The following is a 24,647-nucleotide window of genomic DNA, read 5'->3' as shown; positions in this document are numbered from 1 at the left end:
AAGCCCGATAATATATTACGAAGGCGCTTCAGAGCATATTATGAGAGTGGATACCTATGGGTGTCAAATAGGGTGGAACCGCGGAAGTAACCTTTCGTCCCTATGAAGGGATAAGGGTTCTTTTTTTATTTGGAAAAAATAAATAAGGAGGAATGAAAATGGGAACTAAAACTACTATGGATAAAATAGTTTCATTAGCAAAGGAAAGGGGGATTATATTTGCCGGCTCAGATATATATGGAGGCTTAGCAAACACATGGGATTATGGTCCAGTTGGAGTGGAGTTAAAAAATAATGTAAAAAACGCATGGTGGAAAAAGTTTGTGCAAGAATCTCCATATAATGTAGGACTAGATAGTTCAATCTTAATGAATCCAGAGGTTTGGGTTGCATCGGGACATATAGGGGGGTTTAATGACCCACTAATGGATTGTAAAGAGTGTAAGGCTAGATTTAGAGCTGACACTCTAATAGAGGACTATATGAAGAATAATGGTGAAGAAGATCCAAATGTAGATAGTTGGGAAAATACTAAAATGGAAGAATACATAGATGAACATGATATAAATTGTCCTGAATGTGGAAAGAAAAACTTTACTGATATAAGACAATTTAATTTGATGTTTAAGACATATCAGGGGGTTACAGAGGATAGTCAATCTGAGATATATTTAAGACCTGAAACGGCCCAAGGGATATTTGTCAATTTTAGAAGTGTCCAAAGAGCTGCTAGAAAAAAGGTTCCATTTGGAATCGGACAAATAGGTAAGTCCTTTAGAAATGAAATAACACCGGGAAACTTCACATTTAGAACTAGAGAATTTGAACAGATGGAGTTAGAATTTTTCTGTAAACCAGGAGAGGATATGGAGTGGTATGAATATTGGCAAAAATTCTGTAAAAACTGGTTGTTAAATTTAGGAATGACAGAGGAAAATATTAGGTTTAGAGAGCATGATAAAGAGGAACTTTCCCATTATAGTACTGCAACATCGGATATTGAATATGAATTTCCATTTGGATGGGGAGAACTATGGGGTATTGCAAATAGAACCGACTTTGACTTAAGAAGTCATCAAGATCATTCATCTAAAAAAATGGAATATACGGATCCTGTTACTAATGAAAAATATATACCATATTGTATAGAGCCGGCCCTTGGAGCAGATAGGGTAACTCTAGCGTTTTTAGTTGATGCATATACTGAAGAAAAACTTGATGATGGAAAGGAAAGAACTGTACTAAAACTTCATCCAGCCCTTTCACCATTTAAAGCGGCAGTATTCCCATTAACTAAAAAATTGAGGGAACCTGCACAGGAATTATATGCTAAATTGGTTAAAAAGTTCTCTATAGATTATGATGAGTCGGGAAGCATAGGTAAAAGATATAGAAGGCATGATGAAATAGGAACACCATATTGTATAACATTTGATTATGACTCCTTAGAGGATAACAGTGTTACTGTGAGGGATAGAGATACTATGGAGCAGACAAGAGTTAAAATAGAAGATTTAGAAGATTATATTGCTAAGAAAATAGAATTTTAATATAACGGGCAATAATATTGCCCGTTTTTCTAGATTTATAATATAAATTCTGATAAAATGATTTTATGATATATTTTGTCAGAATAATATAAAATTAATACTATAGTTATAAGATAAACTTTTTATGACATAAATAACCTCCATGTAAGGGAGTGATTAATATACAATTAAGTGATAGACAAGAAAAAATAATAGAGATAGTAAAGGAAAAAGAACCTGTAACCAGCGAAGAGATAGCTAAAAGATTAAAGCTTACCAGAGCCACGTTAAGGCCAGATTTGGCAATTTTAACAATGGCGGGGATACTAGATGCGAGACCTAAAGTTGGTTATTTTTATTCTGGAAAAAATATGTTTAATGTAATTTATGATCAAATTAATGATATAAAGGTTTCTAAGGTTAAATCGGTGCCTGTGATTGTAAACGAAGAAACCACGGTTTATGATGCTATAGTTACAATGTTTTTAGAAGACGTAGGTACTATATTTGTGGTATCCGATGGATTATTATCTGGGGTAATATCCAGAAAAGACTTTTTAAAAAGTGCCATAGGAGGTATAGATATAAACAAAGTACCAGTAGGTATCATAATGACTAGAATGCCCAATATAGTTATGGCAAGTCCTGAAGAGAGTATATTAGATGCGGCTGTAAAAATAATGGATCATGAAGTTGATAGTCTACCCATTGTTGAAGAAGTAGATAATGGAAAAGAGGTAGGATATAAAGTAATAGGACGAATTTCTAAAACTAATATTACTAGAATTTTCGTTGACTTAGGAAAAGAATAGGTATGGAGGGATTTTATGAAAAAACCGACGATTGTATATGTTCTCTCTGACTCCATAGGTGAAACAGGAGAGCAAGTTGCTAAAGCTGTTATAAGTCAATTTAATTCAGGAAAATATGAAACAAGAAGATTTCCATATATAACTGATGAGGAACAGGTACTTGAAATATTAGAAGAGGCGAAAAATGAGAGATGTATTATTGTCTTTACTATAGTAGTTGAAAAACTTAGAAATTTTTTATCGGAAAAGTCTAAAGAATATGGAATAAAAGCGGTGGATATAATGGCTCCGATAATTGAAGCTATGGAAGACACCATAGGCTTAGAACCGAAAAGGGAACCAGGGCTTATAAGGAAGTTAGATGAAAAGTATTTTAGTAAGGTTGAAGCTATAGAATTTGCTGTCAAATATGATGATGGTAAGGATACTAGAGGTATAACAAAGGCTGATATAGTATTAGTGGGAATATCTAGAACTTCAAAGACTCCTTTAAGTATGTATTTAGCCCATAAAAATATAAAGGTAGCAAATGTACCATTGGTTCCTGAAGTTCCACCACCAGATGAACTTTTCGAAATAGACTCAAAAAAGATTATTGGTCTAACGGCTAATGCTAATAAAATAAATGAGATAAGACAGGAAAGGCTAAAGGCATTGGGACTTAGTGATAGTGCTAACTATGCAAGCATGAATAGAATAACAGATGAAATAGAGTATGCAGAAAAACTTATGAATAAACTAGGCTGTCCCGTTATTAATGTCTCATATAAAGCTGTTGAAGAAACAGCAGGAATTATACTAGATATAATTAAAGAAAACGATATGTTAAAGAAGTAGTCTTCAGAGGCTACTTCTTTTTACTCCTTACTCTCTGTACCTTGCACCCTGCACTGAACAAAAAACACCGACGGTGTCTTTGTTCTACATTTGATAAATGTTTAAAAAAATTAATATTTATAGAGTATATTTGAGGAATAAAATGAAGGATTTTAAATATATTTGTTGTATATATATAATAAAATATTTTTTTTTGGGTACAATCAATTATAACATTCTAATTTTATAATAGTTTAGGGGAATCTTATATGAATATAAGAATTAAATCTGAAAAAATAGAAGAAAAGACTTTATCACCCTATGCCATGCTAAGTAAAAACTCGAAGGGAAGGGAAAAGGAAGAGGAAAAATGTTCTATTAGAACAATCTTTCAGCGAGATAGGGATAGGGTTTTACATTCAAAAGCTTTTAGGAGACTTAAACATAAGACCCAAGTTTTCATTGCTCCAGAAGGAGATCATTATAGAACACGACTTACCCACACATTAGAGGTGGCACAAATATCCCGAACCATAGCTAAATCTATGGGATTAAATGAGGATTTAACTGAGGCCATATCTCTAGCCCATGACTTAGGCCACACCCCCTTTGGCCATATAGGAGAAAAGGTTCTAAATGAAATTCATACGGGAGGATTTAAACATAATGAACAAAGTTTAAGAATAGTAGATTTTTTAGAGGCAAAAAAAGATAAAAGGGGACTAAATTTGACATATGAAGTTAGAGATGGTATCTTAAAACATACTGGCAAAAAAGAACCTATAACCTTAGAGGGAAAAATAGTTAAAATAGCAGATAGGATCGCTTATATTAACCATGATATTGATGATTCAATAAGGGCAGGTATAATTACAGAAAAAGATTTACCTAATGGATGTTTAGAAGTCTTAGGTAATAGTCATGGAAGTAGAATAAATAATATGATAATAGATATTATAGAGTCAAGTATGGGTAAGAATACAATTACCATGAGTGATAAAATAAAAGAAAGTACTAGGGAGCTTAGAAACTTTATGTTTCAGCAGGTGTATCTATCTAACAAAGCTAAAAAAGAAGAAGGAAAGGCTAGATATATAATAGAGAAATTATATGGATTTTATATGAAAAACTTCAATAAAGTGCCTATGAAATATAGGAAAAATTATGATATAAAAAGTTCTTCAAAGGAAGATATAATATGTGATTATATAGCTGGAATGACCGATAGATACGTAATAAACTTATTTTATAACTTATTTATACCATCTCCATGGGATAAATATTAAAAAATAAGAAGGAAAAAAATATCTTATGTCGAATAGTGTTAAATGGACATTTTATAATAGTAAAAAACTTCTGAATGATTTTTCTTTTATATTTAATTATCAGTAAAGAAGTAATATATATATATGTGAGTATATAATTTATTTTTAAACTTTATATTGACATATCTATAGATTATTAAATAAAAGTATAACAAAGGGATGTAAAAATAACTTGAACATAGAAAATGGAATGATTATATGAAGATTATTGTGGATGGAGATGCATGTCCTGTTAAGGATATTATACTACAGATTTCCAAAGAATATAGTATAAGTACTGTATTTATTGTTAGTATAAATCACATACTAAGTGCTAATGATGGTATTGAAATAAAATATTGTGATAATTATAGCCAATCTGTTGACATAGAAATAGTTAATACAGTTTCTAAGGGAGATATTGTTGTGACTAATGATTATGGTCTTGCGTCTTTAGTAATCAGCAAAAACTGTTACTGTATATCACCAAAGGGGAATATATTTAATAAAGATAATATTGATAATTACTTACTTAGAAGACATATAAGTATGATTGAAAGAAAAAAAGGAACTAAAACAAAGGGACCAAAAAAACGAAATAAACAAGATGATATAAGATTTAAAGAAGGATTAATTAAATTAATAGAGAAGATAAATTAGTATAAAAGATATTGGGTAATTATTATATTTTTAAAGGTGGTATATATGCCAGGATATTATTCAGATGAAATAATTCAAGAAGTAAAGGAAGGAAATGATGTAGTTGATGTAATATCAGAATACCTTCAGTTAAAAAGGACAGGCTCGAATTTCAAAGGTTTATGTCCTTTTCATAACGAAAAAACTCCTTCTTTCGTTGTCTCACCTTCAAAACAAATTTTTCATTGTTTTGGGTGTGGTGAAAGTGGTAATGTGATAAATTTTATCATGAAATATCAAAATGTGAGTTTTCCAGAAGCATTAGAACTTCTGGCAGATAGAGTAGGTATACAGCTACAACAATCTGATCAAAAAGAATATAATCGAAAAAGAAAGAAAAAAGATAAATTATTGGAAATAAACAGAGAAACAGCGAGATATTTCTACAGAAATTTGTCTAATAATGATTTGGGGCACAAATATTTGTTGAATAGAGGAATAAATAATGATACTATAAAGACATTTGGATTAGGATATGCAAAAAATAGTTGGGAAGACCTATTGAAATATTTATTGCATAAAGGATTTACGCAAAAAGATATAGAAGAGTCAGGTCTTATTATTAAGCGGAAAAAGATGGAAGGCTATTATGATCGATTTAGAAATAGAGTTATGTTTCCTATTATAGATGTAAAAGGAAATGTTATTGGTTTTGGGGGTAGAGTTATAGATGATGGTCAGCCAAAATACTTAAATTCACCGGAAACTCCAGTGTTTTCGAAGGGATATAATTTATATGGTTTAAATATAGCAAAAAAATATGCTAGAAACGATAAAATAATTCTAGTTGAAGGCTATATGGATGTAATTTCTCTATATAAATTTGGGATAAAAAACTGCGTTGCATCCCTTGGAACTGCTCTTACAAAGGATCAAGTTAAATTACTAAAACGATACAGTGATAAATTCTATATATGTTATGATAATGACAATGCAGGGATTAATGCCGCAAATAAAGCTATAGATGTTTTTAAAAAGCAAGGACTAGAATCCCATGTGGTTATCTTACCTGAAAAGGGAGATCCCGATGAATATATCGGTAAGCATGGAAAAGAAGCCTTCTATAAAGTACTAGATAATCCATATAATTATATAGATTTTAAAATATATATGTATAAGAAAAAATATGATATTTCTGATTTAGATAATAGGATACATTTTACAAGGGAGATATCTAAGATGCTAAAAAATATAAATAGTCCAATTGAAAGAGATGCTTATGTATCAAGGATATCAGAAGATACCAATATATCAGAGGAAGCAATAAGAAAAGAGATGTCTAATAAAAATTCTAGCAGACCAACAACTTCAAAGGACAAGTATATAAAATATAATAATAGAAACAATAATAAAGACAGTATAAAACCAGTATCATATTCTTTAGAGCCAGGACATTTAATAGCAGAAAAAAAATTATTAAAATTACTTATAGATGACAAGAATATATATAATAGGGTAAAAGATAACTTTAAGCCCGAAAGCTTTTTTAATGATTTATATAGAAAGATTGCCACTAATGTATATGATATGTATGAAAAAGGTTTAGAAGTAAATAGTGACGAATTATTAGATTGTTTTAATGATGATAAAGACATCAATACTATAAAAAAATTAATAGAAGAAGACATTCAAATTAGTAATTCAGAAAAAATAAAGGCAGTCAAAGATTTTATAAATAAGATTAATTATTATAAATTAAAAATCAAAAGACAGAAAATAAAGGATCAAATCCGAAATATAGAAACAAATGATAACAAAGGAGATGTTGGAAAATTCGAGAAATTATGCATGGAACTAATAAAAATAGACAAAGAATTAAAACTTCATCAATAACCTTTTTGAAGGGAGGGGATCAAAATGAGTAATAAGAAAAAGACAGAGGCTAATATTAAAGCAGTAAAAAAATTAATTGAAAAAGGAAAAAAACAGGGTATGCTGTCATATAAGGAAATCATGGATGCCCTTGAAGATATTGATTTAAGCTCAGATGAAATTGATGATATATATCAAAGATTAGAAGATATGGGAATTGAAATAGTAGGAGATAAAGATGACGTAAAAAATTCAGAAGATGATGAAGAAGAAGAAATTGATATATCTAAGGAGGATTTATCTGTACCTAAAGGTATAAGTGTAGATGATCCTGTCAGAATGTATTTAAAGGAAATAGGGAAAGTACCTCTATTAACCAGTGATGAAGAAAAATACCTTGCAGAAAAGATGGAACAAGGTAGTGAAGAGGCAGCAAGAAGACTTGCAGAAGCCAATTTAAGACTGGTTGTAAGTATTGCGAAACGATATGTAGGTAGAGGCATGTTGTTTTTAGATTTAATACAAGAGGGAAACTTAGGTCTGATCAAAGCAGTAGAGAAGTTTGATTATAAAAAGGGATATAAGTTTAGTACTTATGCCACTTGGTGGATACGTCAGGCTATAACAAGGGCTATAGCGGATCAAGCTAGAACCATAAGAATACCTGTTCATATGGTTGAAACAATTAATAAATTAATAAGGGTTTCAAGACAATTGCTACAAGAGTTGGGAAGAGATCCTCAACCGGAAGAAATAGCAAAAGAAATGAATCTGGACGTTGAGAAAGTAAGGGAAATTCTTAAAATAGCTCAAGAACCTGTATCCCTTGAGACTCCTATAGGGGAAGAAGAGGATAGTCATTTAGGAGACTTTATAGAAGATCTTCAGGCTCAGGCGCCGGCAGAGGCTGCCACATTTACTTTACTTAAAGAACAATTGGTTGATGTATTAGATACTTTAACACCTAGGGAACAAAAGGTTCTGAGATTAAGATTTGGGCTAGATGATGGTAGAGCTAGGACTTTAGAAGAGGTTGGTAAAGAGTTTGATGTTACTAGGGAAAGAATTAGACAAATAGAAGCCAAGGCATTAAGAAAGTTAAGGCATCCAAGTAGAAGTAAAAAATTAAAAGACTTTTTAGAATAAATTTGTATTTATCAAAAATAAAGATTCGCTATAGCGAATCTTTATTTTTGATATTAATATATTAATTAAATATTATGGAAGAGGGGATTTAATGGACACAATATTATTTGATTTAGATGGCACACTTTTACCCTTAGATATGGAAGAGTTCACAAAAGCATATTTTAAAGAATTAAGTATAAAATTGTCATCTTATATAGAGCCTGAAAAATTATCTAAACAAGTCTGGTCATCAACAGATTATATGATAAAAAACTTAGATGATAAAAAGACAAATATGGAGGCTTTTTTTGAGGACTTTGATGAAAGAATTGAACATGATGTAAAGGAACTGAAACCGGTTTTTGATGAATTTTATAAATTAGATTTTACAAAGCTAAAGGATGTGGTATATCCTAATAAGATAGTTAAAGAAATAGTTAATATATTAAAGAATAAAGGTTATGATATGGTCATTGCCACAAATCCTCTATTTCCAAGGGATGCTATTTATCACAGGATAGAGTGGGCTGGACTTGATAGAAATGATTTTACTTTAATAACTACATACGAAAATATGCACTATTGTAAGCCCAATCTAGAATACTATAAAGAAATATTATATAAAATAAAAAAAGATTCTAAAGACATTATGATGATAGGTAATGATATGCAAGAGGATATGGTGGCATCAAAGCTTGGTATAAAAACATATCTTGTAGAAGACTATATGATTGATAGAGGAAATATATCCTACAGTCCTAACCATAAAGGATCATTACAAGATTTAAAGATATTAATGGAAGACTTACCAAGTATTAAATAAAGTGCAAAGGAGAAAAGAGATGAAGTTATCACCTCGCCTACAAAGTATTGCAGACTTCGTAAATAGAGATTCAGTTGTTGCAGATATAGGAACAGATCATGGTTATATACCAGCTTATTTAGTTGAAAATGGCATATGTAGTAAAATCATAGCATCGGATATAAATAGGGGTCCCCTTAACAATGCCCAAGACTATATAAACAAAAAGAAATTAACTAGCAACATAGAAACTAGACTGGGAAATGGTTTAGATATTTTAAAACCCAATGAGGTGGATACGGTAATAATAGCTGGAATGGGTGGAATATTAATAGAAGAGATACTTAAAAATGCCCCCAATATAACTAATAATATAGAAACCTTCATATTACAACCTATGGTTGCTTCATATGATTTAAGAAAATATTTATATGCAAATAACTTTATTATAGAAGATGAAGTTCTTTGCAAAGAAGGGGATAAAATATATGAGATAATATATTCAAAAAGGGGTAAGGAACTAATAGAGGATGATATATATTTCGAAATAGGAAGAAAACTTATAGAAAAGAAAGATAAACATTTAAAAGAGTTCCTTAAAAAAAAGATTAAAAAAAATAATAATATATTAAATAAATTAAAAAATAAAAACTCTGATAAATCTATTAAAAGATATAAACAAGTTACAAATATTAATGAAAAAATAAAGGCGGTGTATAGTAGTCTATGAGATGTAAAGATTTAATAAATATAATGGACAACTTGGCTCCTAAATATTTGATAGAAGAATGGGATAATTGTGGATTTGAGATTGGAAGTAAAGAAAAAGATATTAGTAATGTCCTTATAACCCTTGATATAAGGCATGAGGTTGTTCAATATGCCATTGATAATAATATAGATATGATTATATCCCACCATCCCTTATTTTTTAATTCTATAAAGAATATATCTAAAGATAGTATAAAAGGAAATATGATATATGATATAATAAATAATGACATAGTTATATTTAGTGCCCATACTAATTTAGATAATGCATATAGAGGGATTAATTATGTCTTGGGGAATTTATTTAACCTGAAGGAACCACAGGTAATAAATCCGGTATATAAAGAAAAATTATATAAAATAGTAGTTTTTGTACCAAAGACCCATAGTAACCATGTAAGAAATGCAATGTCCAGTGAAGGGGCAGGTCACATAGGTAATTATAGTCATTGCACATATAATACTGAAGGTATAGGTACTTTTATGCCAAGGGAAGGTACTAATCCTTATATAGGGGAAAAAGACAAATTAGAAGAAGTGGAAGAGGTTAAAATTGAGACTATAGTAGAAAAGGACAAACTAAATAAAACAATAGAAGCTATGATTCAATCCCACCCCTACGAAGAAGTGGCCTATGATGTATATAAATTAGAAAATGAAAATATAATTCATGGAACAGGAAGGGTCGGTGATATTGATAGTATATCCCTTAGAGATTTATGTGAAATAGTAAAAGATAAACTAGGATGTAAAAGTATTAGGGTTTATGGAGATTTAGAAAGAAAGGTAAAAAGATTAGCAGTAAGTGGAGGTAGTGGCTCAGGTTTTATTAAGTCAGCTTCTTCAAAGGAAGCAGATGTTTACATTACATCAGAGATAGACTATCATGATGGTCAACTAGCCAAAGACCTAGGATTAGCTATAATTGATGCTAATCATTATGATACTGAAAAAGTAGTTCTTAATCATGTAAAAGAATATTTGTTGGCAAAAACCAACAATGAATTAAATGTTCTCGTATTTGATAAAAATGTAGATGAATTTATTGTTATATAATGCTACTACTTTATTATATTTATTAACTTTTTAAACCTTTAGGGGGGTTAGATGATGGATCAACTTCAAATGCTATGGAAGATCCAAAAGTACGACCAATATATAGAACAATCTGAACAGCAAGTAATTCAATTGGAGTCAGACGAAGAAACCGAAAATTTAGAACTAAAAATAAGACAAACCGAATATGATTTAACAAATATAAAAACCCAATTGGAATTGAATAATGTAAAAATCCAAAGATATAATAAGAAGTTGGAGCAACTTAACTATAATAATGAGGAGATAGAGAAAAGGTTATATAGTGGAAATATTACAGATTTAGATCAATTGACCCATATGAATAAAGAAAATAAAGATAAAAAAGAAGAAATCAAAAAAATAGAAACTGAATTATTGGAGATAATGGAAACATTGGATGATTTGAAAGAGAGTGTTATTAATAAAGAAAAAGAGTATAAAGAGCTTAAATATTTATTGGAAAATACTAAGAAGAAAAATAGCCAAGAGGGTACTGAAATAAAATCAGATATTGTTAGCTATAAAGAAAAAAGAGAGAAACTTCTTAATAATCTTGATGAAACCCTCAAGAAAAAATATATTAAATTATCAAAAAATAAAGGAAAAGCTGTGGCTGAAGTAATTGATAATAGATGCACCGGTTGTCATATGGGGATACCCCTATCTATACTTTCAAAATTAAAGAAGACTAACAAAGTAAACTACTGTGACAATTGTGGAAGGATATTATATTATAATAAAAAAGAAGAATAAAGGTATATGAATAAATTACCATTTGACTAAAGTTATTATATTTGTTATACTATATTTCGTTGACAAAAAAAATAAATTCAAGTAAGTCAGATGATCACATGCTTTATGCATGAGGAAAGTCCGAGCTCCACAGGGCATGATGCTGGGTAATACCCAGTGGGGGCAACCCTAAGGATAGTGCAACAGAAATAAACCGCCTATTATATAGGTAAGGATGGAAAGGTGAGGTAAGAGCTCACCAGAGGCTAGGCGACTAGTCTGCTATGTAAACCCCATCTGGAGCAAGACCAAGTAGGGACTTAGAAAAGGTGGCTGCCCGTCACCATCCCGTAGGTAGGTCGCTAGAGGCTACTGGCAACAGTAGGCGTAGATAGATGATTGTCAGATACAGAACTCGGCTTATAGACTTGCTTGATTTAATTGTGAAAAACACTACCCCATGAGGTAGTGTTTTTTTTAAAAAAATTATACCCCCATAGTAGAGATGTCAATTAAGATAGTAGGTTTTTCGTGAGATACTTAGATAAATATTATTTTCTATGATGTAAAAATAAAAATTAAAAAAATGTTTTATCTTAGTTTTATAGGGTAAGGGTAATATATAGGGCTTATATGTTGAAATAATAAATAAAACAATTATTAAATAAAGTAAGTTCTATATAATTTAAGGAGGTATCTTTGTAAAATATGAATATTCAAAAAATCAGAGACACTAAGTTTGAAGTAACCGAAGACATCCCAGCTGTGATGGAGATAGGAGCTGAAAAGGGGGATGTATTGACTGTGGACAATCATGGAGGAGTAGCAGTTAGCACGTGGACATTGTTGAAAAATGGTAAAAAAGTTTGCAACTTAGCCACTAAATATGGAAGAAATAACTGCAAGATTATTGAATAAAATAAATTTAAATATAATATTGTTTTTAAGTAAAATCGTAAAAAGCATCACCGTGTAGGTGGTGTTTTTTTAGTGCTTTATAGCGGCTGATTAATCTATAGATAGTACAGATGGAGCATATTAGACAGTAGGTGAAGTAATACATGAAAAAATAGCAGAGGAGTTTTGATAAAATTAAAATGGAAAATATCTGTAAAAAGTTTTACTAAAAAAGAGGATTTTATAGTTTTATGTAAAATATAATAATATGGGACTAAAGTCTTATATTAAAAATAAAATGCTAAAGGCAAACCCATTGAAAGGTGGGGGCGCAAAGCCATGTATCTAAGGGAAATATCCTATGATTGACAGGTTGCCATAATAGAAAAAATTATTTAATGATTTTATGGCACTCTTTTAAAGAGTGTTTTTATTTTACAACTAGAAAGGATGCTTATGGTGACAATAAGGGGTAAAATACAGGAAAAATTATCTAAAGAAGTATTTATACAAGTTGATTTAAAGGGTGAAATAGTGGATATTTCAGAAAATTGTTATAGAATACTAGGATGTAAGGGAGAAGAAATAATAGGGAAGAATATTGAAGAAGTTTTTGATAATAAGGATTTAAGGGAGACATCAAATACTGGAGGATTTGTAGAGAGGGACTTAATCATAAAAAACAAGGAAAACAACAATACATATATGAGGGTAACGAAAAAAGTAATAAAAGAAAATGATAATGAAACAATCTATTTATCTATGATGGATGTAACAGAATATAAGAAAGATTATAACAAATTTAAAAGGCTAATGGGGATACTAGAAAGGGCAAATGATATTATATCTTGCGTTAATGTGGAAGGAGATTATAAGTTTGATTATGTTAGTCCATCGGTATATGATAACTTAGGTATAACTGCAGATGAATGTAAAGAAAATCCTATGATACCTTTAGAAATAGTTCATCCTGATAATTATGAAGAACACCTTAAAAAATACACTGGAAAGATAGACTATAATCAACATTTCCATACTAGATTTAGACATAAAAATGGGAAATATTTATGGTTTGAAGAATATATAACACCGGTTTATAATAATGAGGGGAAATTAATCTATATAGAAAGCATAGCTAGAAATATTCAGGCTAGAAAAGAATTAGAGGAGAGATTAATACATTTAAGTTACCATGATAGCTTGACTGGTATATATAATAGAACATATTTTGATAAGATAAGAGAAGAGTTAGATAAAAGTAAAGATAAACCTGTTGCTTTGATAATTTGTGACTTAGATAATTTAAAAATTATTAATGACAAAAAAGGACATGAAGAAGGGGATAAATTAATTAAGAATGCTTCAGATATACTCAAGTCTAATTTAAACGATGATATATTGCTAGCAAGAATCGGTGGCGATGAATTTGCAGTTATATTAGAAGATATCGATTGTGAATCAGTAAAAAAAATAGTCGAAAACATAAAGAAAACTATAAAGAATTATAATAAAATAAATACCAAATTACCCATAGGAATGTCCATTGGATATCATTATAATAAACACTCTGTAGGTTATATGAGTGAAATTTTTAAAAGGGCAGATAGGTATATGTATAGAGATAAATATATAAATAAATCTAGGAGAAGTTATTCTTATCATTAATATAACTATATTATTAAAAGGTAACCTTCGAATTAATTTGAAGCTACTTGCATTTAGATGTAGATAATGAACTTGGATGATGTAGAGGGGGAATTCATTCCCTGGTATAATATAAAATAAACGGCCTCTAGGCCGTTTATTTGACATTAAAAATGGTAAATAATAATATATATAGTAAGATAAAAAGTCGTAGCATTAATAATTTATAAAGGTGTGATTAAAATAAAAAATAATAAGATAATACCTAAGCCAATTGCCTTTTTAATAATACTAGGAGTTATATTTGTTGGGCTTCTTTCATCTGGTATAATAACCATGTCCTTTTTGTACGAAGTTAAAAGTGATAATATAGCCTATACTTCTAAGATAAGAGAAAATGACAACAGTTATAATGTTAGTGAAGATATAACAGAAGATGGATTTAAAAATATTAATAATAATTCTAGAGACGAAGACAATATTTATGAAAAGATAGACGAAAGTCTATTGTCTGGAAAAAAGAAAGTTGATTTGTCAAAGTTTGTTGGAAGAAATGATAGTGATAAAGTTTTTGATATAATAAAAAATGTGGTCTATGAAAATCCCTATATACTTTACTATGATAGTGGCAGATACTTTAGTAATGGAGTACTAAAACCATATTATAAGTATAATGAAGCTATTATTCTAAATCATCAAAAGAAATTAAGGGATAAGGTGAAAGAGATAAAAGAAAATATCATAGATGGAGATATGTCTGATTATGATAAAATTAAAGTGATACATGATTATATAATAAATAATAGTAAATATGATAGTGAAAATTATAAAAATAATAGAGATAATCCAGAGATGTATACTGCCTATGGAGTGTTGGTACAAGGTAAAGGAGTATGTGAAGGCTATACAAAGGCAATGAAATTACTATTAAATGAAGTAGGTATTGAAAGTATAATTGTTACTGGTAGGGGAAAAAATCAAAGCCATGCTTGGAATCTAATAAAGATAGATGGAGACTACTATCACTCAGATTTAACTTGGGATGATCCAGTTATGGATGATAATAGTGATGTACTTAGGTATGACTATTTTAACGTGACGGATGAGGAAATGGCAAAGGAACATAGCTGGAACAAAGAAAAATATCCATCGGCTATTAAAAATAGGTATAATTATTATAACCATAATGGATTGATAATAAAAAATTATAATGAATTCTACAGGATGTTAAAGGATACAATGGTCAGTGGAAAAAAATATTTAGATATTAAAATAAAAGATTATAATGAAAATATATATAACATTACAGATACTATAAATAAAATAACTAGAGAATCTGGCAACTTTGGACTAAAGGGTTATAACTATAGAGTTAATGACAAAATAGGAATAATGACTATAAATTTTACTAAGTAGGGTGTTTTTATGACAAAAATAAGGATAAATTGTTTCAAATGTAAATACTTTTTTATAACATGGGAAAAAGCTAAACCTAGGGGCTGTGGATACTTTGGTTTTAAATCAAAAATGTTACCATCTTCTGTAGTTTTAAAAAGTTCTGGTAATCCTTGTAAAGCATTTACTAGAAAAGAAAATGAAAATTAATATTAGTTTACATATTTGATATGAAATTATAAAATATGCTAAAATATTTATATATACATAGTTGAAAATAGGAGGAATTTGTATGGAACATATATTAAAAGGTAAGGCAGTTGCTAAGGAAATAAAAGAAAATATAAAAACTAGGGCTTCAAAACTAAAAGAAGAGGGTAAAAGTCCTAAATTAGCAATAGTTCGTATGGGAGAAAGACAAGATGACATTGCCTATGAAAGGGGAATTCTTAAAAATTGTAGTTCAGTGGGGATAGAAGGAGAAGTGTTTAAGACTGATAGAGATGCCTCGATGGATGAATTTGTTGATTTAATAAAAAGAATAAATAATGATAGTAACATCCATGGAATTCTTATATTTAGACCACTACCAGACCAAATTGATGAAGAAGTAATTAAAAATATTATAAATCCAGAGAAGGATATAGATTGTATGAATCCTGTTAATTTAGAAAAGGTATTTGAAGGAGACATGAAGGGGTTTGTACCATGTACTCCTAGGGCAGTAATAGAAATCTTAAAGCATTATGGTGCTACCTTAGAAGGGGCGAACGTTTCTATCATTAATAAAAGTTTGGTGGTTGGAAAACCTTTAGCCATGATGTTTTTAGAAGAAAGGTCTACAGTGACTATTTGCCACTCTAGAACCAAAGAGTTACAAGAGAAAACTAAAGCATCAGATATAGTGGTCACAGCAACTGGTAGAGCAAAGATGTTTACTGAAAACTATTTCGGTAATAATAATATAGTATTAGACGTTGGAATAAATGTTGATGAAAATGGTAAAATGTGTGGAGATGTTGATTATGACAATGTAGAAAACAAAGTGAAAGCTATAACTCCAGTACCAGGAGGAGTAGGAAGTGTAACTACATCTATATTATTAAGACATGTGGTTATGGCCTGCGAAAATATGAAGTAAGAACAAAGGCGCCTTTGGCGCTTCTTTGTTCTGTGCAGAGTTCAAAGGGCAGAGAACAGGGATTTGATGAGCCATAGATATATGTATATCTGCACTTCGAACTTCGCACTTTACACATAGTAAAGAAAGGAGCCAAAAATGCTTGAATCTTTTAAACCGATAGTGGATGAAAACAGTAAGATACTAGTACTAGGTTCTATGCCGGGAGAAGAATCTCTAAGGCAAAATCAGTACTATGCATTTAAAAGAAATCAATTTTGGGACATAATATATAAAGTGTTTGATAGTGAAAAATCAGACGAATACGAGGAAAAGGTAAAGTTTTTAAGGGAAAATAAGATTGCATTGTGGGATGTAATATATAAATGCAATAGAGAGGGGAGTCTAGATTCTAATATAAAAGACGAGATACCCAATGATATCTTTAACTTATTAAATAAATATCCCAATATAAACTATATATTATTTAACGGAGGTAAAGCAGAGAAGTCTTTTAAAAAGCACTTTGGATTTAAATTGCCTTATAATATAGAGTTTTATAGGATGCCATCTACAAGCCCTGCATATACAATAAAGCTAAAAGAAAAATTAAAGGATTGGATGATAATTAAAACATTACTTTAGTGAAATAAAGGATTTCACTAAAGTAATGTTTAATTATATATATGGGAGGGATTAAAATGGAATATAAAGTATCTAAAGAACACAATATATATTTTATGGACAGTAAAAATAAACCTGTTTTGACTGTACCTAATAACAGTACTATAGTATTTGAAACCTTTGATTGTTTTCAAGAACAAATAACCGATGAAGGGCAAAGTATTGAAAAATTATGTTGGGAAACAACAAACCCTGCAACAGGACCGGTATATATTGAAGAAGCAGAAAAAGGAGATACATTAAAAGTTGATATTTTAAAAATAGATGTAAAGGATAAAGGGGTTATGGCTGCTATTCCAGGTGCAGGACTCCTTGGAAGTGAAATTAAGGAATCACAGGTAAAGATAGTCCCTATAAAAGATAAAAAGGCAATATTTAATGATAAAATCCATATACCTATAGCTCCTATGATAGGAGTTATAGGTGTGGCCCCATTAGATGAACAGATATCATGTGGAGCACCGGATTATCATGGAGGGAATATGGACTCTACTATCATAAGAGAAGGGGCTACTGTCTATTTCCCAGTAAATACTAAAGGTGCCCTATTAGCCATGGGAGATCTACATGCTTGTATGGGAGATGGTGAAATAATGGTGACGGGAGTAGAAATATCAGGTACTGTAAAAGTAAAGGTAGAAGTGTTAAAAGATAAAAAAATAAAGAATCCTATGGTTGAAGATAATAAATATATATATACTATTGGGTCAGACGAAGATTTAAAGGAAGCTGTAAACATTGCTACCAAAGATATGCATAAGTTAGTTATGGATAAGCTTAATATGCCTTTTAATGAAGCAGGAATGCTATTAAGTGCCGTTGGGGATGTGGAAGTATGTCAAGTAGTTGATCCTAAACTTACAGTAAGATTTAAGATTCCAAAGGATATAATAGAATCATAATAATAAGCTGGGGGATTACGAATCCCCAGCAACAGAATAGGCAGGAGGATTACGAATCCCCAGCAACAGAATAGGCAGGAGGATTATTAATCCCCAGCAATTAAATAAGCTGGGGGTTACAGGTCCCAAGCAAGTTGTCGGGGGATTCGTAATCCCCCGACTAATTACTTCCTAAATAATCTAGATACTATAAATCTTTTTAATATCCTTTTTCTAAGTTAATAACATTTTTTAATTTGTCATTATTTAAAAATCTTTTCATATTTTCATATATAGTATCATATCTTCTTTCATTTCTCATTTCTGATATCCAAGAATTGTGACATGTTATTATAACATTTTCGAAATCCCACAAAGGATTATTTTCATCTAAAGGTTCATTTTCAAAAACATCTAAAGCGGCACCCTTTATATCATTATTTTTAAGGGCAGTTATGATGTCCTTTTCCTTTATTATACTGCCTCTAGATACATTTATCAGATAAGCTTCTTTTTTCATAAGTTTTAAAAATTTCTTATCAACCATATGATGGGTGGACTGGGTATAAGGAATTGTTAAAACTACAACATCGCACTTAGGAATAACTTCATTGATATTATCTAGACTATAGCATTTACCAAAATATTCAACATCTCTTCCTGTAGTATTAACACCTAAAGTATTAACATCAAAGCCTTGGAGTCTTTTAGCAGACTCTGAAGCTATAGTACCAGTACCTATAAACCCAATTGTTTTACCATATAGCTCCAATAAAGAGGTATCCATATGCCACTTTTTATTTAATTGATTGATATACATTTCTCTACTATTTTTAAACAATTCTAGGGTTTTCATAACAACCCATTCTCCCATAGGGATGCTATAGCCACCTTTATTGTTAGTTAAAGTAATGTTATTTTTTATTAGATGTTCCATTGGGACTTGGTCTATACCAACACTTGATAATTGAATCCACTTAAGTTTACCAAGTTTGGATATGTCTAAAGTATCAAAAGGATTATAACAAACTAGAACATCAACATCTTTTATATCCTCACTAAATGTCAAATATTTCTCTTTTTTTAAAATAATATCATAACCTAAATTTTTTATCTTTTTCATTTTTTCTTCACCATAGTTATATGTAAATAATGCCTTAATAATATATCACTCCTTTATTAGTTAATTTTAGATTTTAATAAATTTCTAAAGTCTATCTAGTTGTAGCATATTTCTAACTCCATTTAGTTATGTGGTATTTCCAACTCCATTTAGTTGTGTGGTATTTCCAACTCCATTTAGTTGTGTGGTATTTCCAACTCCATTTAGTTATGGGATATTTTAAACCCCATTTAGTTGTGGGGTATTTTAAACCCCGTTTAGTTATAGGCTATTTTTAGCCCCATTTAGTGTAGGGTATTTTTAGCCTAATTTAGTTGTTGGGGGATTCGTAATCCCCCAACTTATACAGCTATTATATAGTTTCCCTTTAGTTTTACATTATAACATAAAATAAATAAAAACATTACATAGCAAATAATTACTAAACATAACAAAACAAGACAATATTCATTGAAGGGAATATATATGTATATAGAGAAATAGTTTGTATAACTGCTTTATTTAAAATAAGAGGGGGGATATTTGTGAAATTAAACTTTAGAATATCAGATGAAATTTTAGTTGTTAGCTTTAATGGAGAATTAGATCACCATACTGCTAAAGATGCCAGGGAAGAGATTGATGATGTTTATAATATGAAGAGATTAAAGCATATTGTTTTAGACCTAAAGGGTTTAAACTTTATGGACAGTTCTGGCATTGGCCTTATAATGGGAAGATATAAAAATGTAAATATCAATGGCGGTAAGGTAGTTTTAATAAATGTTAGTGATAGGGTAAAGAAAATATTAAAAATGTCTGGCATTTTAAAAATTGTACAAGTCTATAAAGATGAGTTTGAAGCACTTGATAATTTATAAGGGAGTGATATTAAATGTTTAAGAATAATATGAGATTACAAATTCCAAGTAAATCTCAAAATGAATCATTTGCTAGAATTGTAGTTGCATCCTTTGCATCCCAATTAGATCCAACCATTGAAGAACTGGCAGATGTTAAAACTGCAGTTTCAGAAGCTGTTACCAATGCTATAATACACGGTTATGGGAATGATCTAGGGACTATAACTATTGAATGTAGTATAGAGGGAAATAAACTTGAAATAATTATAGAAGATAATGGAAGAGGAATTAAAGATGTAAATAAGGCAATGGAACCATTATATACCTCAAGTCCAGAGTTAGAAAGATCAGGTATGGGATTTACGGTTATGGAGACTTTTATGGATAGATTAGAGGTATATTCTGACCAAGAAAATGGAACGAAGATAAAAATGATAAAAGAATTTAATAGTGTTACCTCTAAGGAGTAGATGATATGAAAAGTAACTCTTTACCTAAGGTATCTGATAAATTATTAAGTCACGAAGAAACTATGGAATTAATAGAAAAGGCTCAAACTGGGGATAATGAAGCCCAAGCAAGGATAGTAAATCATAATTTAGGGCTAGTCAAAAGTGTTTTAAATAGATTTAAAAATAGGGGTTATGAGACGGAGGATCTATTTCAACTGGGCTCAATAGGACTTATAAAGGCTATACAAAAGTTTGACCCTAAATTTCAAGTAAAGTTTTCTACATATGCAGTACCTATGATTATTGGAGAAATAAAAAGGTTTCTAAGGGATGATGGAATAATAAAGGTAAGTAGATCCCTTAAACAAACTGCAAGTAAAGTTAAAATGGCTAAGGAAAGGTTAACTAAAGAATATGGTAGAGAACCTACTATACAAGAAATTTCAGAGGATATTAAGGTGGACAAGGAAGATATCATAATGGCCCTTGATTCAAATCATCACCCTGATTATTTATATGATGTTATTCATCAGAATGATGGTTCTCCTATTCACTTGATAGATAAGCTAGAAGACGAAGGGGAAAGTGATATCAAGATTCTAGATAGAATAGCATTAAAACAGGGACTTAGTAAATTAAAACCTAGGGATAGACAGATTATAATTATGCGTTATTTCAAAGATAAGACCCAGACTGAAATAGCTAAAATGTTAGGAATATCTCAAGTTCAAGTTTCCCGTATAGAGAAGAGGGTATTAAAAAATATGAAAAAAATGCTTAATAAATAAAAGAAGGCATATTTATATGTCTTCTTTTTTTGAATTAAATTTTCTTTATAGTAAATAATAAGATTACAACGAAATATGGAGTGATGTTATGAAATTTAAATTAGGTAGATTATTATTGATTAGCATTTTGGTGGTTTCTTTTTTTTCAGTAGGTTGGTATATATACTCTAGTAACAAATCAAATAATGAAGTACCTAAAAAAGCTAAATTGGTAGAAAATTTATTAGATGTAAATAAAAATATTGGGGTGGTGCTGTATAAATAAAAAACAAATATTTATACAATTTGAACCTAAGATCAAAGTAAAGCCTGGGGAAGAAATTAGATTAATGAATATAGCATCGGTATTTTGCAAAGATAAAGAGATAAAAGATAGGGTATTAGATATATTTGTAATTAAAGCTTCTGATAAAGCAAAGAGTCAGGTAATATCTAGTATAACTATAATAGAAAAAATATACAAAATATATGACAACGTAGATATTATTATCTATGGTGGTCCAGAAATTTTAATAGATATACAAGTGGAAAAGGATTCAGGGAAGTTGCTACAGATTATAAAAGTAATTGTGGTATGTTTAATATTATCTTTAGGTTCAGCAATAGCCATTATTAACTTTCATGTGGATGTGGGAATGGAAGACTCATTAAAGTCTATTTATACGTTGGTAACTGGTGATAAAGTAAAAAGACCTTCTATATTAATGGTTCCTTATTCTTTAGGTATAGGAATAGGTATGGCCATTTTTTTTAACAACATATTTAAGAAAAAATGGAAAAAAGAGCCTAGTCCCCTTGAAGTGGAAATGCGTCTTTATGAAAAAAATATGGATGAATATATATTAGATGAGACAAAACATAATAAGAGAAAATAAAGTGGTGATCATAGTTGGACACATTAATATTAATTTTAGTAGGATTTTCAGGAGGAGTAGTAACAGGTAGTGCGGTGGGAGCATTTATAACTCTTTTAGATATTGTTCCCAGATTGGCACAGATATCTAAAAGTACTACCCTTATAAGATTTTATGAAAAATTATTAACAGTAACTACTACATTAACAAGTATTTTGATTTTTTTTCAATTTAAATTCAATTTAAATGACATAATATTAATTCCCATTGGCACTTTTATAGGAATATTTGTGGGCCTTTTAGCTGCAGCATTAGCAGAGGTTATAAATGTCATACCCATATTAGCAAGACGACTTAGAATAAGACAGTACGTATTTTACGTTTTTATATCTATGGCGCTGGGTAAAGTAGTAGGCTCATTAATCCATTGGTTTATTTTAGACTAGAGATATGAAACAGGGTGGTGTTTAATTAACATGGAATATAAAAAAGAATTTTCAAATTACTTATTAGGAGATGAAATCCAGAAAGATAAGAGTAGATATATTGATAGAAAGTATGATTTTGGTAACGAAATTACAACACCAATAAAAAACAAAAAAATAGGGAATATTAGATAAGGAAGGGTGAAAATATTTGAAAAATATAAATCAAAAAGATTATCAAAGCTATGTAGATAAAAAAATTCCTAAGCCTAACTATTTCAAAAATTGTATAAAGGCTTTTGTGGTGGGAGGCCTAATATGTATAATAGGCCAAATAATAACAAACACATTGAAAAATTATGGCTTAAGCCCAAAAAACGTAGCAGCAGCTACGGCAATAATATTAGTTTTTTTAGGAGCATTATTTACTGGTCTAGGACTTTATGATAAATTAGGCAAATTTGCTGGAGCAGGTTCAATAGTTCCCATAACAGGTTTTGCTAATTCAATAGTTTCACCAGCTATGGAATATAAAAGGGAAGGTTATGTTTTAGGGATAGCTGCAAAAATGTTTACCATAGCTGGGCCTGTTTTAGTATATGGATTTGGAACATCGGTGTTTATAGGGATAATTTATCTATTATTTAAAGCATAGGGGGAATAAAGTTGGCTCAAAAGAAAATAGGTGAACAGACAGTTAAGTTTGATAATCCGCCATCTATTATAGGAACAGCAACGATTGTGGGACCAAAGGAGGGGGAGGGACCCCTTAAGGACTATTTTGATTTAGTTTTACAGGATGACTTATGGGGAGAAGAGTCATGGGAAAAGTGTGAAACAAAGCTACAACAAGAAGCTATAAAAATGGCATTAAAGAATGCCCAATTAATAGAGAGTAAGGTGGAGTATTTATTTGCTGGGGATCTATTAAACCAAATAACAGCTTCATCATATTCTGCTAGACAATTTGATATCCCATTTTTCGGATTATATGGAGCATGTTCTACAATGAGTGAATCACTGAGTTTAGGAGCTATGATATTAGACGGAGGATATGCAGAAAATGTAGTATGTGCCACTTCAAGCCATTTTAGCACGGCAGAGAGACAATATAGGTTTCCATTGGAACATGGCAATCAAAGACCTTTAACTTCCCAATGGACTGTTACAGGTGCTGGGGCATCAGTTTTATCTTCCTATGGTATGGGTCCCTATATAACCCATGTAACCACAGGAAAAGTGATAGATCCCGGTATAAAAGATGCCAATAATATGGGACCTGCCATGGCCCCAGCGGCTGCAGATGTAATAGTAGCCCATTTTAACGATACAGGCTTCACACCAGAGGACTATGATTTAATTATAACTGGAGATTTAGCTAGTATAGGGAAGTCAATAGCTGAGGAATTAATAGCTAAAGAGGGATATGATATATCTAATATTTTTTCTGACTGTGGGATAGAAATATTCGACCCTAAAAAACAAGATACCCATGCGGGAGGAAGCGGATGTGGATGTTCAGCAGTGGTTTTTAATGGCTATATTTTTAAGAATTTAAAAAAACAAAGTTTAAAAAGAGTACTTTTGGTATCAACAGGAGCTTTACTCTCTCCAACCAGTGTACAACAAGGAGAATCAATACCTGGGATAGCCCATGCTGTATCTATTAGTACTATAAAAGAATAGGAGGTCAAATATGGACTATTTAAAAGCCTTTGTTGTAGGAGGGACTATTTGTGTAATAGGACAATTACTTATGGATATTACTAAACTTACTCCAGCCCATATATTAGTTTTATTTGTAACCTCTGGTGCAATATTAACAGCATTGGGAATATATGAACCTGTAGTAAATTTTGGAGGGGCAGGGGCAACGGTTCCTTTACCTGGGTTTGGATATTCACTGGCAAAAGGGGTAATAGAAGCAGTTAGCAAGGATGGTATAATTGGTGCATTTACAGGAGGAATACAGGCTACGGCAGGAGGTGTGGCAGCTGCCACTGTATTTGGATATATAATGGCAATAATTTTTGATCCAAAAACTAAGAAGTAAAGGAAGA

Annotated in this window: 29 protein-coding genes, 1 other RNA gene, 1 riboswitch and 1 other annotated feature (1 of these 32 running past the window's edge); of the genes, 29 read left to right on the top strand and 1 reads right to left on the bottom strand. The window is 30.5% G+C overall.

Annotation, left to right across the window (positions count from 1 at the left end; translation table 11 throughout):
* Positions 1 to 105, top strand: a binding site (T-box leader); it begins 58 nt to the left of the window's first position.
* Between the two features lie 53 nt (positions 106 to 158).
* The 19 genes from V6137_RS01460 to V6137_RS01370 all read left to right on the top strand — a co-directional run bounded on the left by V6137_RS01460 (position 159) and on the right by V6137_RS01370 (position 18,124).
* Positions 159 to 1,550, top strand: a complete 1,392-nt coding sequence (locus tag V6137_RS01460) for a glycine--tRNA ligase (RefSeq protein WP_425446096.1) — start codon at positions 159 to 161, stop codon at positions 1,548 to 1,550.
* 152 nt (positions 1,551 to 1,702) lie between these two features.
* Positions 1,703 to 2,341, top strand: coding sequence for a transcriptional regulator CcpN (gene ccpN, locus V6137_RS01455; RefSeq protein WP_425446095.1), 639 nt, complete (start codon positions 1,703 to 1,705; stop codon positions 2,339 to 2,341).
* Positions 2,342 to 2,356: 15 nt separating this feature from the next.
* On the top strand, positions 2,357 to 3,178 hold the full coding sequence (locus tag V6137_RS01450) for a pyruvate, water dikinase regulatory protein (RefSeq protein WP_425446094.1): 822 nt from the start codon (positions 2,357 to 2,359) through the stop codon (positions 3,176 to 3,178).
* A gap of 248 nt (positions 3,179 to 3,426) precedes the next feature.
* Entirely contained in the window at positions 3,427 to 4,443 is a 1,017-nt protein-coding gene (locus V6137_RS01445) for a deoxyguanosinetriphosphate triphosphohydrolase (protein ID WP_425446093.1), read from the top strand.
* A gap of 237 nt (positions 4,444 to 4,680) precedes the next feature.
* Positions 4,681 to 5,121: a YaiI/YqxD family protein gene (locus V6137_RS01440; RefSeq protein WP_425446092.1), complete on the top strand. Its 441-nt coding sequence runs from the start codon at positions 4,681 to 4,683 to the stop codon at positions 5,119 to 5,121.
* 45 nt (positions 5,122 to 5,166) lie between these two features.
* A complete protein-coding gene (gene dnaG / locus V6137_RS01435) occupies positions 5,167 to 6,993 on the top strand; it encodes a DNA primase (protein ID WP_425446091.1) in 1,827 nt (608 codons plus the stop codon).
* Positions 6,994 to 7,017: 24 nt separating this feature from the next.
* On the top strand, positions 7,018 to 8,118 hold the full coding sequence (rpoD, locus tag V6137_RS01430; protein WP_425446090.1) for an RNA polymerase sigma factor RpoD: 1,101 nt from the start codon (positions 7,018 to 7,020) through the stop codon (positions 8,116 to 8,118).
* A 91-nt stretch (positions 8,119 to 8,209) separates the two neighbouring features.
* Positions 8,210 to 8,923 carry an HAD family hydrolase gene (locus V6137_RS01425; protein WP_425446089.1) on the top strand — a complete coding sequence of 238 codons (714 nt, stop codon included), beginning with the start codon at positions 8,210 to 8,212 and terminating at the stop codon, positions 8,921 to 8,923.
* 19 nt (positions 8,924 to 8,942) lie between these two features.
* Positions 8,943 to 9,632, top strand: coding sequence for a tRNA (adenine(22)-N(1))-methyltransferase (locus tag V6137_RS01420; RefSeq protein ID WP_425446088.1), 690 nt, complete (start codon positions 8,943 to 8,945; stop codon positions 9,630 to 9,632).
* On the top strand, positions 9,629 to 10,729 hold the full coding sequence (locus tag V6137_RS01415; protein WP_425446087.1) for a Nif3-like dinuclear metal center hexameric protein: 1,101 nt from the start codon (positions 9,629 to 9,631) through the stop codon (positions 10,727 to 10,729). Before V6137_RS01420 ends, V6137_RS01415 begins: the two co-directional genes overlap by 4 nt.
* A 54-nt stretch (positions 10,730 to 10,783) precedes the next feature.
* On the top strand, positions 10,784 to 11,503 hold the full coding sequence (locus V6137_RS01410; RefSeq protein WP_425446086.1) for a zinc ribbon domain-containing protein: 720 nt from the start codon (positions 10,784 to 10,786) through the stop codon (positions 11,501 to 11,503).
* Positions 11,504 to 11,581: 78 nt separating this feature from the next.
* Positions 11,582 to 11,921, top strand: an RNA gene (gene rnpB, locus V6137_RS01405) — RNase P RNA component class A.
* Positions 11,922 to 12,190: 269 nt separating this feature from the next.
* Entirely contained in the window at positions 12,191 to 12,400 is a 210-nt protein-coding gene (locus V6137_RS01400) for a hypothetical protein (protein WP_425446085.1), read from the top strand.
* 275 nt (positions 12,401 to 12,675) lie between these two features.
* A riboswitch (cyclic di-GMP riboswitch) is annotated at positions 12,676 to 12,760 on the top strand.
* A gap of 78 nt (positions 12,761 to 12,838) precedes the next feature.
* Positions 12,839 to 14,044 (top strand): diguanylate cyclase, encoded by a 1,206-nt coding sequence (locus tag V6137_RS01395; RefSeq protein WP_425446084.1) that lies wholly within the window; start codon positions 12,839 to 12,841, stop codon positions 14,042 to 14,044.
* Between the two features lie 213 nt (positions 14,045 to 14,257).
* Positions 14,258 to 15,439, top strand: coding sequence for a transglutaminase domain-containing protein (locus V6137_RS01390; protein WP_425446083.1), 1,182 nt, complete (start codon positions 14,258 to 14,260; stop codon positions 15,437 to 15,439).
* A gap of 9 nt (positions 15,440 to 15,448) precedes the next feature.
* Positions 15,449 to 15,628: a hypothetical protein gene (locus V6137_RS01385; RefSeq protein WP_425446082.1), complete on the top strand. Its 180-nt coding sequence runs from the start codon at positions 15,449 to 15,451 to the stop codon at positions 15,626 to 15,628.
* A gap of 82 nt (positions 15,629 to 15,710) precedes the next feature.
* Positions 15,711 to 16,559 carry a bifunctional 5,10-methylenetetrahydrofolate dehydrogenase/5,10-methenyltetrahydrofolate cyclohydrolase gene (locus V6137_RS01380; protein WP_425446081.1) on the top strand — a complete coding sequence of 283 codons (849 nt, stop codon included), beginning with the start codon at positions 15,711 to 15,713 and terminating at the stop codon, positions 16,557 to 16,559.
* Positions 16,560 to 16,697: 138 nt separating this feature from the next.
* Positions 16,698 to 17,183, top strand: a complete 486-nt coding sequence (locus V6137_RS01375) for a DNA-deoxyinosine glycosylase (protein ID WP_425446080.1) — start codon at positions 16,698 to 16,700, stop codon at positions 17,181 to 17,183.
* A 56-nt stretch (positions 17,184 to 17,239) separates the two neighbouring features.
* Positions 17,240 to 18,124 carry an acetamidase/formamidase family protein gene (locus tag V6137_RS01370; RefSeq protein ID WP_425446079.1) on the top strand — a complete coding sequence of 295 codons (885 nt, stop codon included), beginning with the start codon at positions 17,240 to 17,242 and terminating at the stop codon, positions 18,122 to 18,124.
* 199 nt (positions 18,125 to 18,323) lie between these two features.
* Here the strand turns inward: V6137_RS01370 and V6137_RS01365 are convergent, their stop codons facing one another.
* Positions 18,324 to 19,226: a phosphoglycerate dehydrogenase gene (locus V6137_RS01365; RefSeq protein WP_425446078.1), complete on the bottom strand. Its 903-nt coding sequence runs from the start codon at positions 19,224 to 19,226 to the stop codon at positions 18,324 to 18,326.
* A gap of 524 nt (positions 19,227 to 19,750) precedes the next feature.
* On the opposite strand from V6137_RS01365, the gene spoIIAA reads away from it, so the two are divergent.
* From spoIIAA to spoVAE, 10 genes are all read left to right on the top strand, one after another.
* Entirely contained in the window at positions 19,751 to 20,086 is a 336-nt protein-coding gene (gene spoIIAA / locus V6137_RS01360) for an anti-sigma F factor antagonist (RefSeq protein ID WP_425446077.1), read from the top strand.
* Positions 20,087 to 20,100: 14 nt separating this feature from the next.
* The gene (spoIIAB, locus tag V6137_RS01355; RefSeq protein WP_425446076.1) at positions 20,101 to 20,538 is read left to right on the top strand and encodes an anti-sigma F factor; all 438 of its coding nucleotides are present in this window, start codon (positions 20,101 to 20,103) and stop codon (positions 20,536 to 20,538) included.
* A 5-nt stretch (positions 20,539 to 20,543) separates the two neighbouring features.
* Positions 20,544 to 21,308: an RNA polymerase sporulation sigma factor SigF gene (gene sigF / locus V6137_RS01350; RefSeq protein WP_425446075.1), complete on the top strand. Its 765-nt coding sequence runs from the start codon at positions 20,544 to 20,546 to the stop codon at positions 21,306 to 21,308.
* An 88-nt stretch (positions 21,309 to 21,396) separates the two neighbouring features.
* Positions 21,397 to 21,573 carry a hypothetical protein gene (locus V6137_RS01345; RefSeq protein WP_425446074.1) on the top strand — a complete coding sequence of 59 codons (177 nt, stop codon included), beginning with the start codon at positions 21,397 to 21,399 and terminating at the stop codon, positions 21,571 to 21,573.
* Complete coding sequence (locus V6137_RS01340) at positions 21,551 to 22,183, top strand: stage V sporulation protein AA (RefSeq protein WP_425446073.1); 633 nt, start codon at positions 21,551 to 21,553, stop codon at positions 22,181 to 22,183. The genes V6137_RS01345 and V6137_RS01340 overlap by 23 nt, the downstream gene beginning before the upstream one ends.
* Before the next feature lie 14 nt (positions 22,184 to 22,197).
* Positions 22,198 to 22,608, top strand: a complete 411-nt coding sequence (locus tag V6137_RS01335; RefSeq protein WP_425446072.1) for a stage V sporulation protein AB — start codon at positions 22,198 to 22,200, stop codon at positions 22,606 to 22,608.
* Between the two features lie 30 nt (positions 22,609 to 22,638).
* Positions 22,639 to 22,782 (top strand): hypothetical protein, encoded by a 144-nt coding sequence (locus V6137_RS01330; RefSeq protein ID WP_425446071.1) that lies wholly within the window; start codon positions 22,639 to 22,641, stop codon positions 22,780 to 22,782.
* A gap of 16 nt (positions 22,783 to 22,798) precedes the next feature.
* A complete protein-coding gene (spoVAC, locus tag V6137_RS01325) occupies positions 22,799 to 23,242 on the top strand; it encodes a stage V sporulation protein AC (RefSeq protein ID WP_425446070.1) in 444 nt (147 codons plus the stop codon).
* Between the two features lie 11 nt (positions 23,243 to 23,253).
* Positions 23,254 to 24,273: a stage V sporulation protein AD gene (spoVAD, locus tag V6137_RS01320; RefSeq protein ID WP_425446069.1), complete on the top strand. Its 1,020-nt coding sequence runs from the start codon at positions 23,254 to 23,256 to the stop codon at positions 24,271 to 24,273.
* 10 nt (positions 24,274 to 24,283) lie between these two features.
* Entirely contained in the window at positions 24,284 to 24,640 is a 357-nt protein-coding gene (spoVAE, locus tag V6137_RS01315; protein ID WP_425446068.1) for a stage V sporulation protein AE, read from the top strand.
* Positions 24,641 to 24,647 lie beyond the last annotated feature (7 nt).

Source organism: Dethiothermospora halolimnae, assembly GCF_037577855.1.
In the GTDB taxonomy this organism is placed as follows: Bacteria; Bacillota; Clostridia; order Tissierellales; family VENL01; genus Dethiothermospora; species Dethiothermospora halolimnae.
The sequence above is the reverse complement of the archived record's forward strand: the minus strand, read 5'-3'. Positions and strand labels throughout refer to the sequence as shown.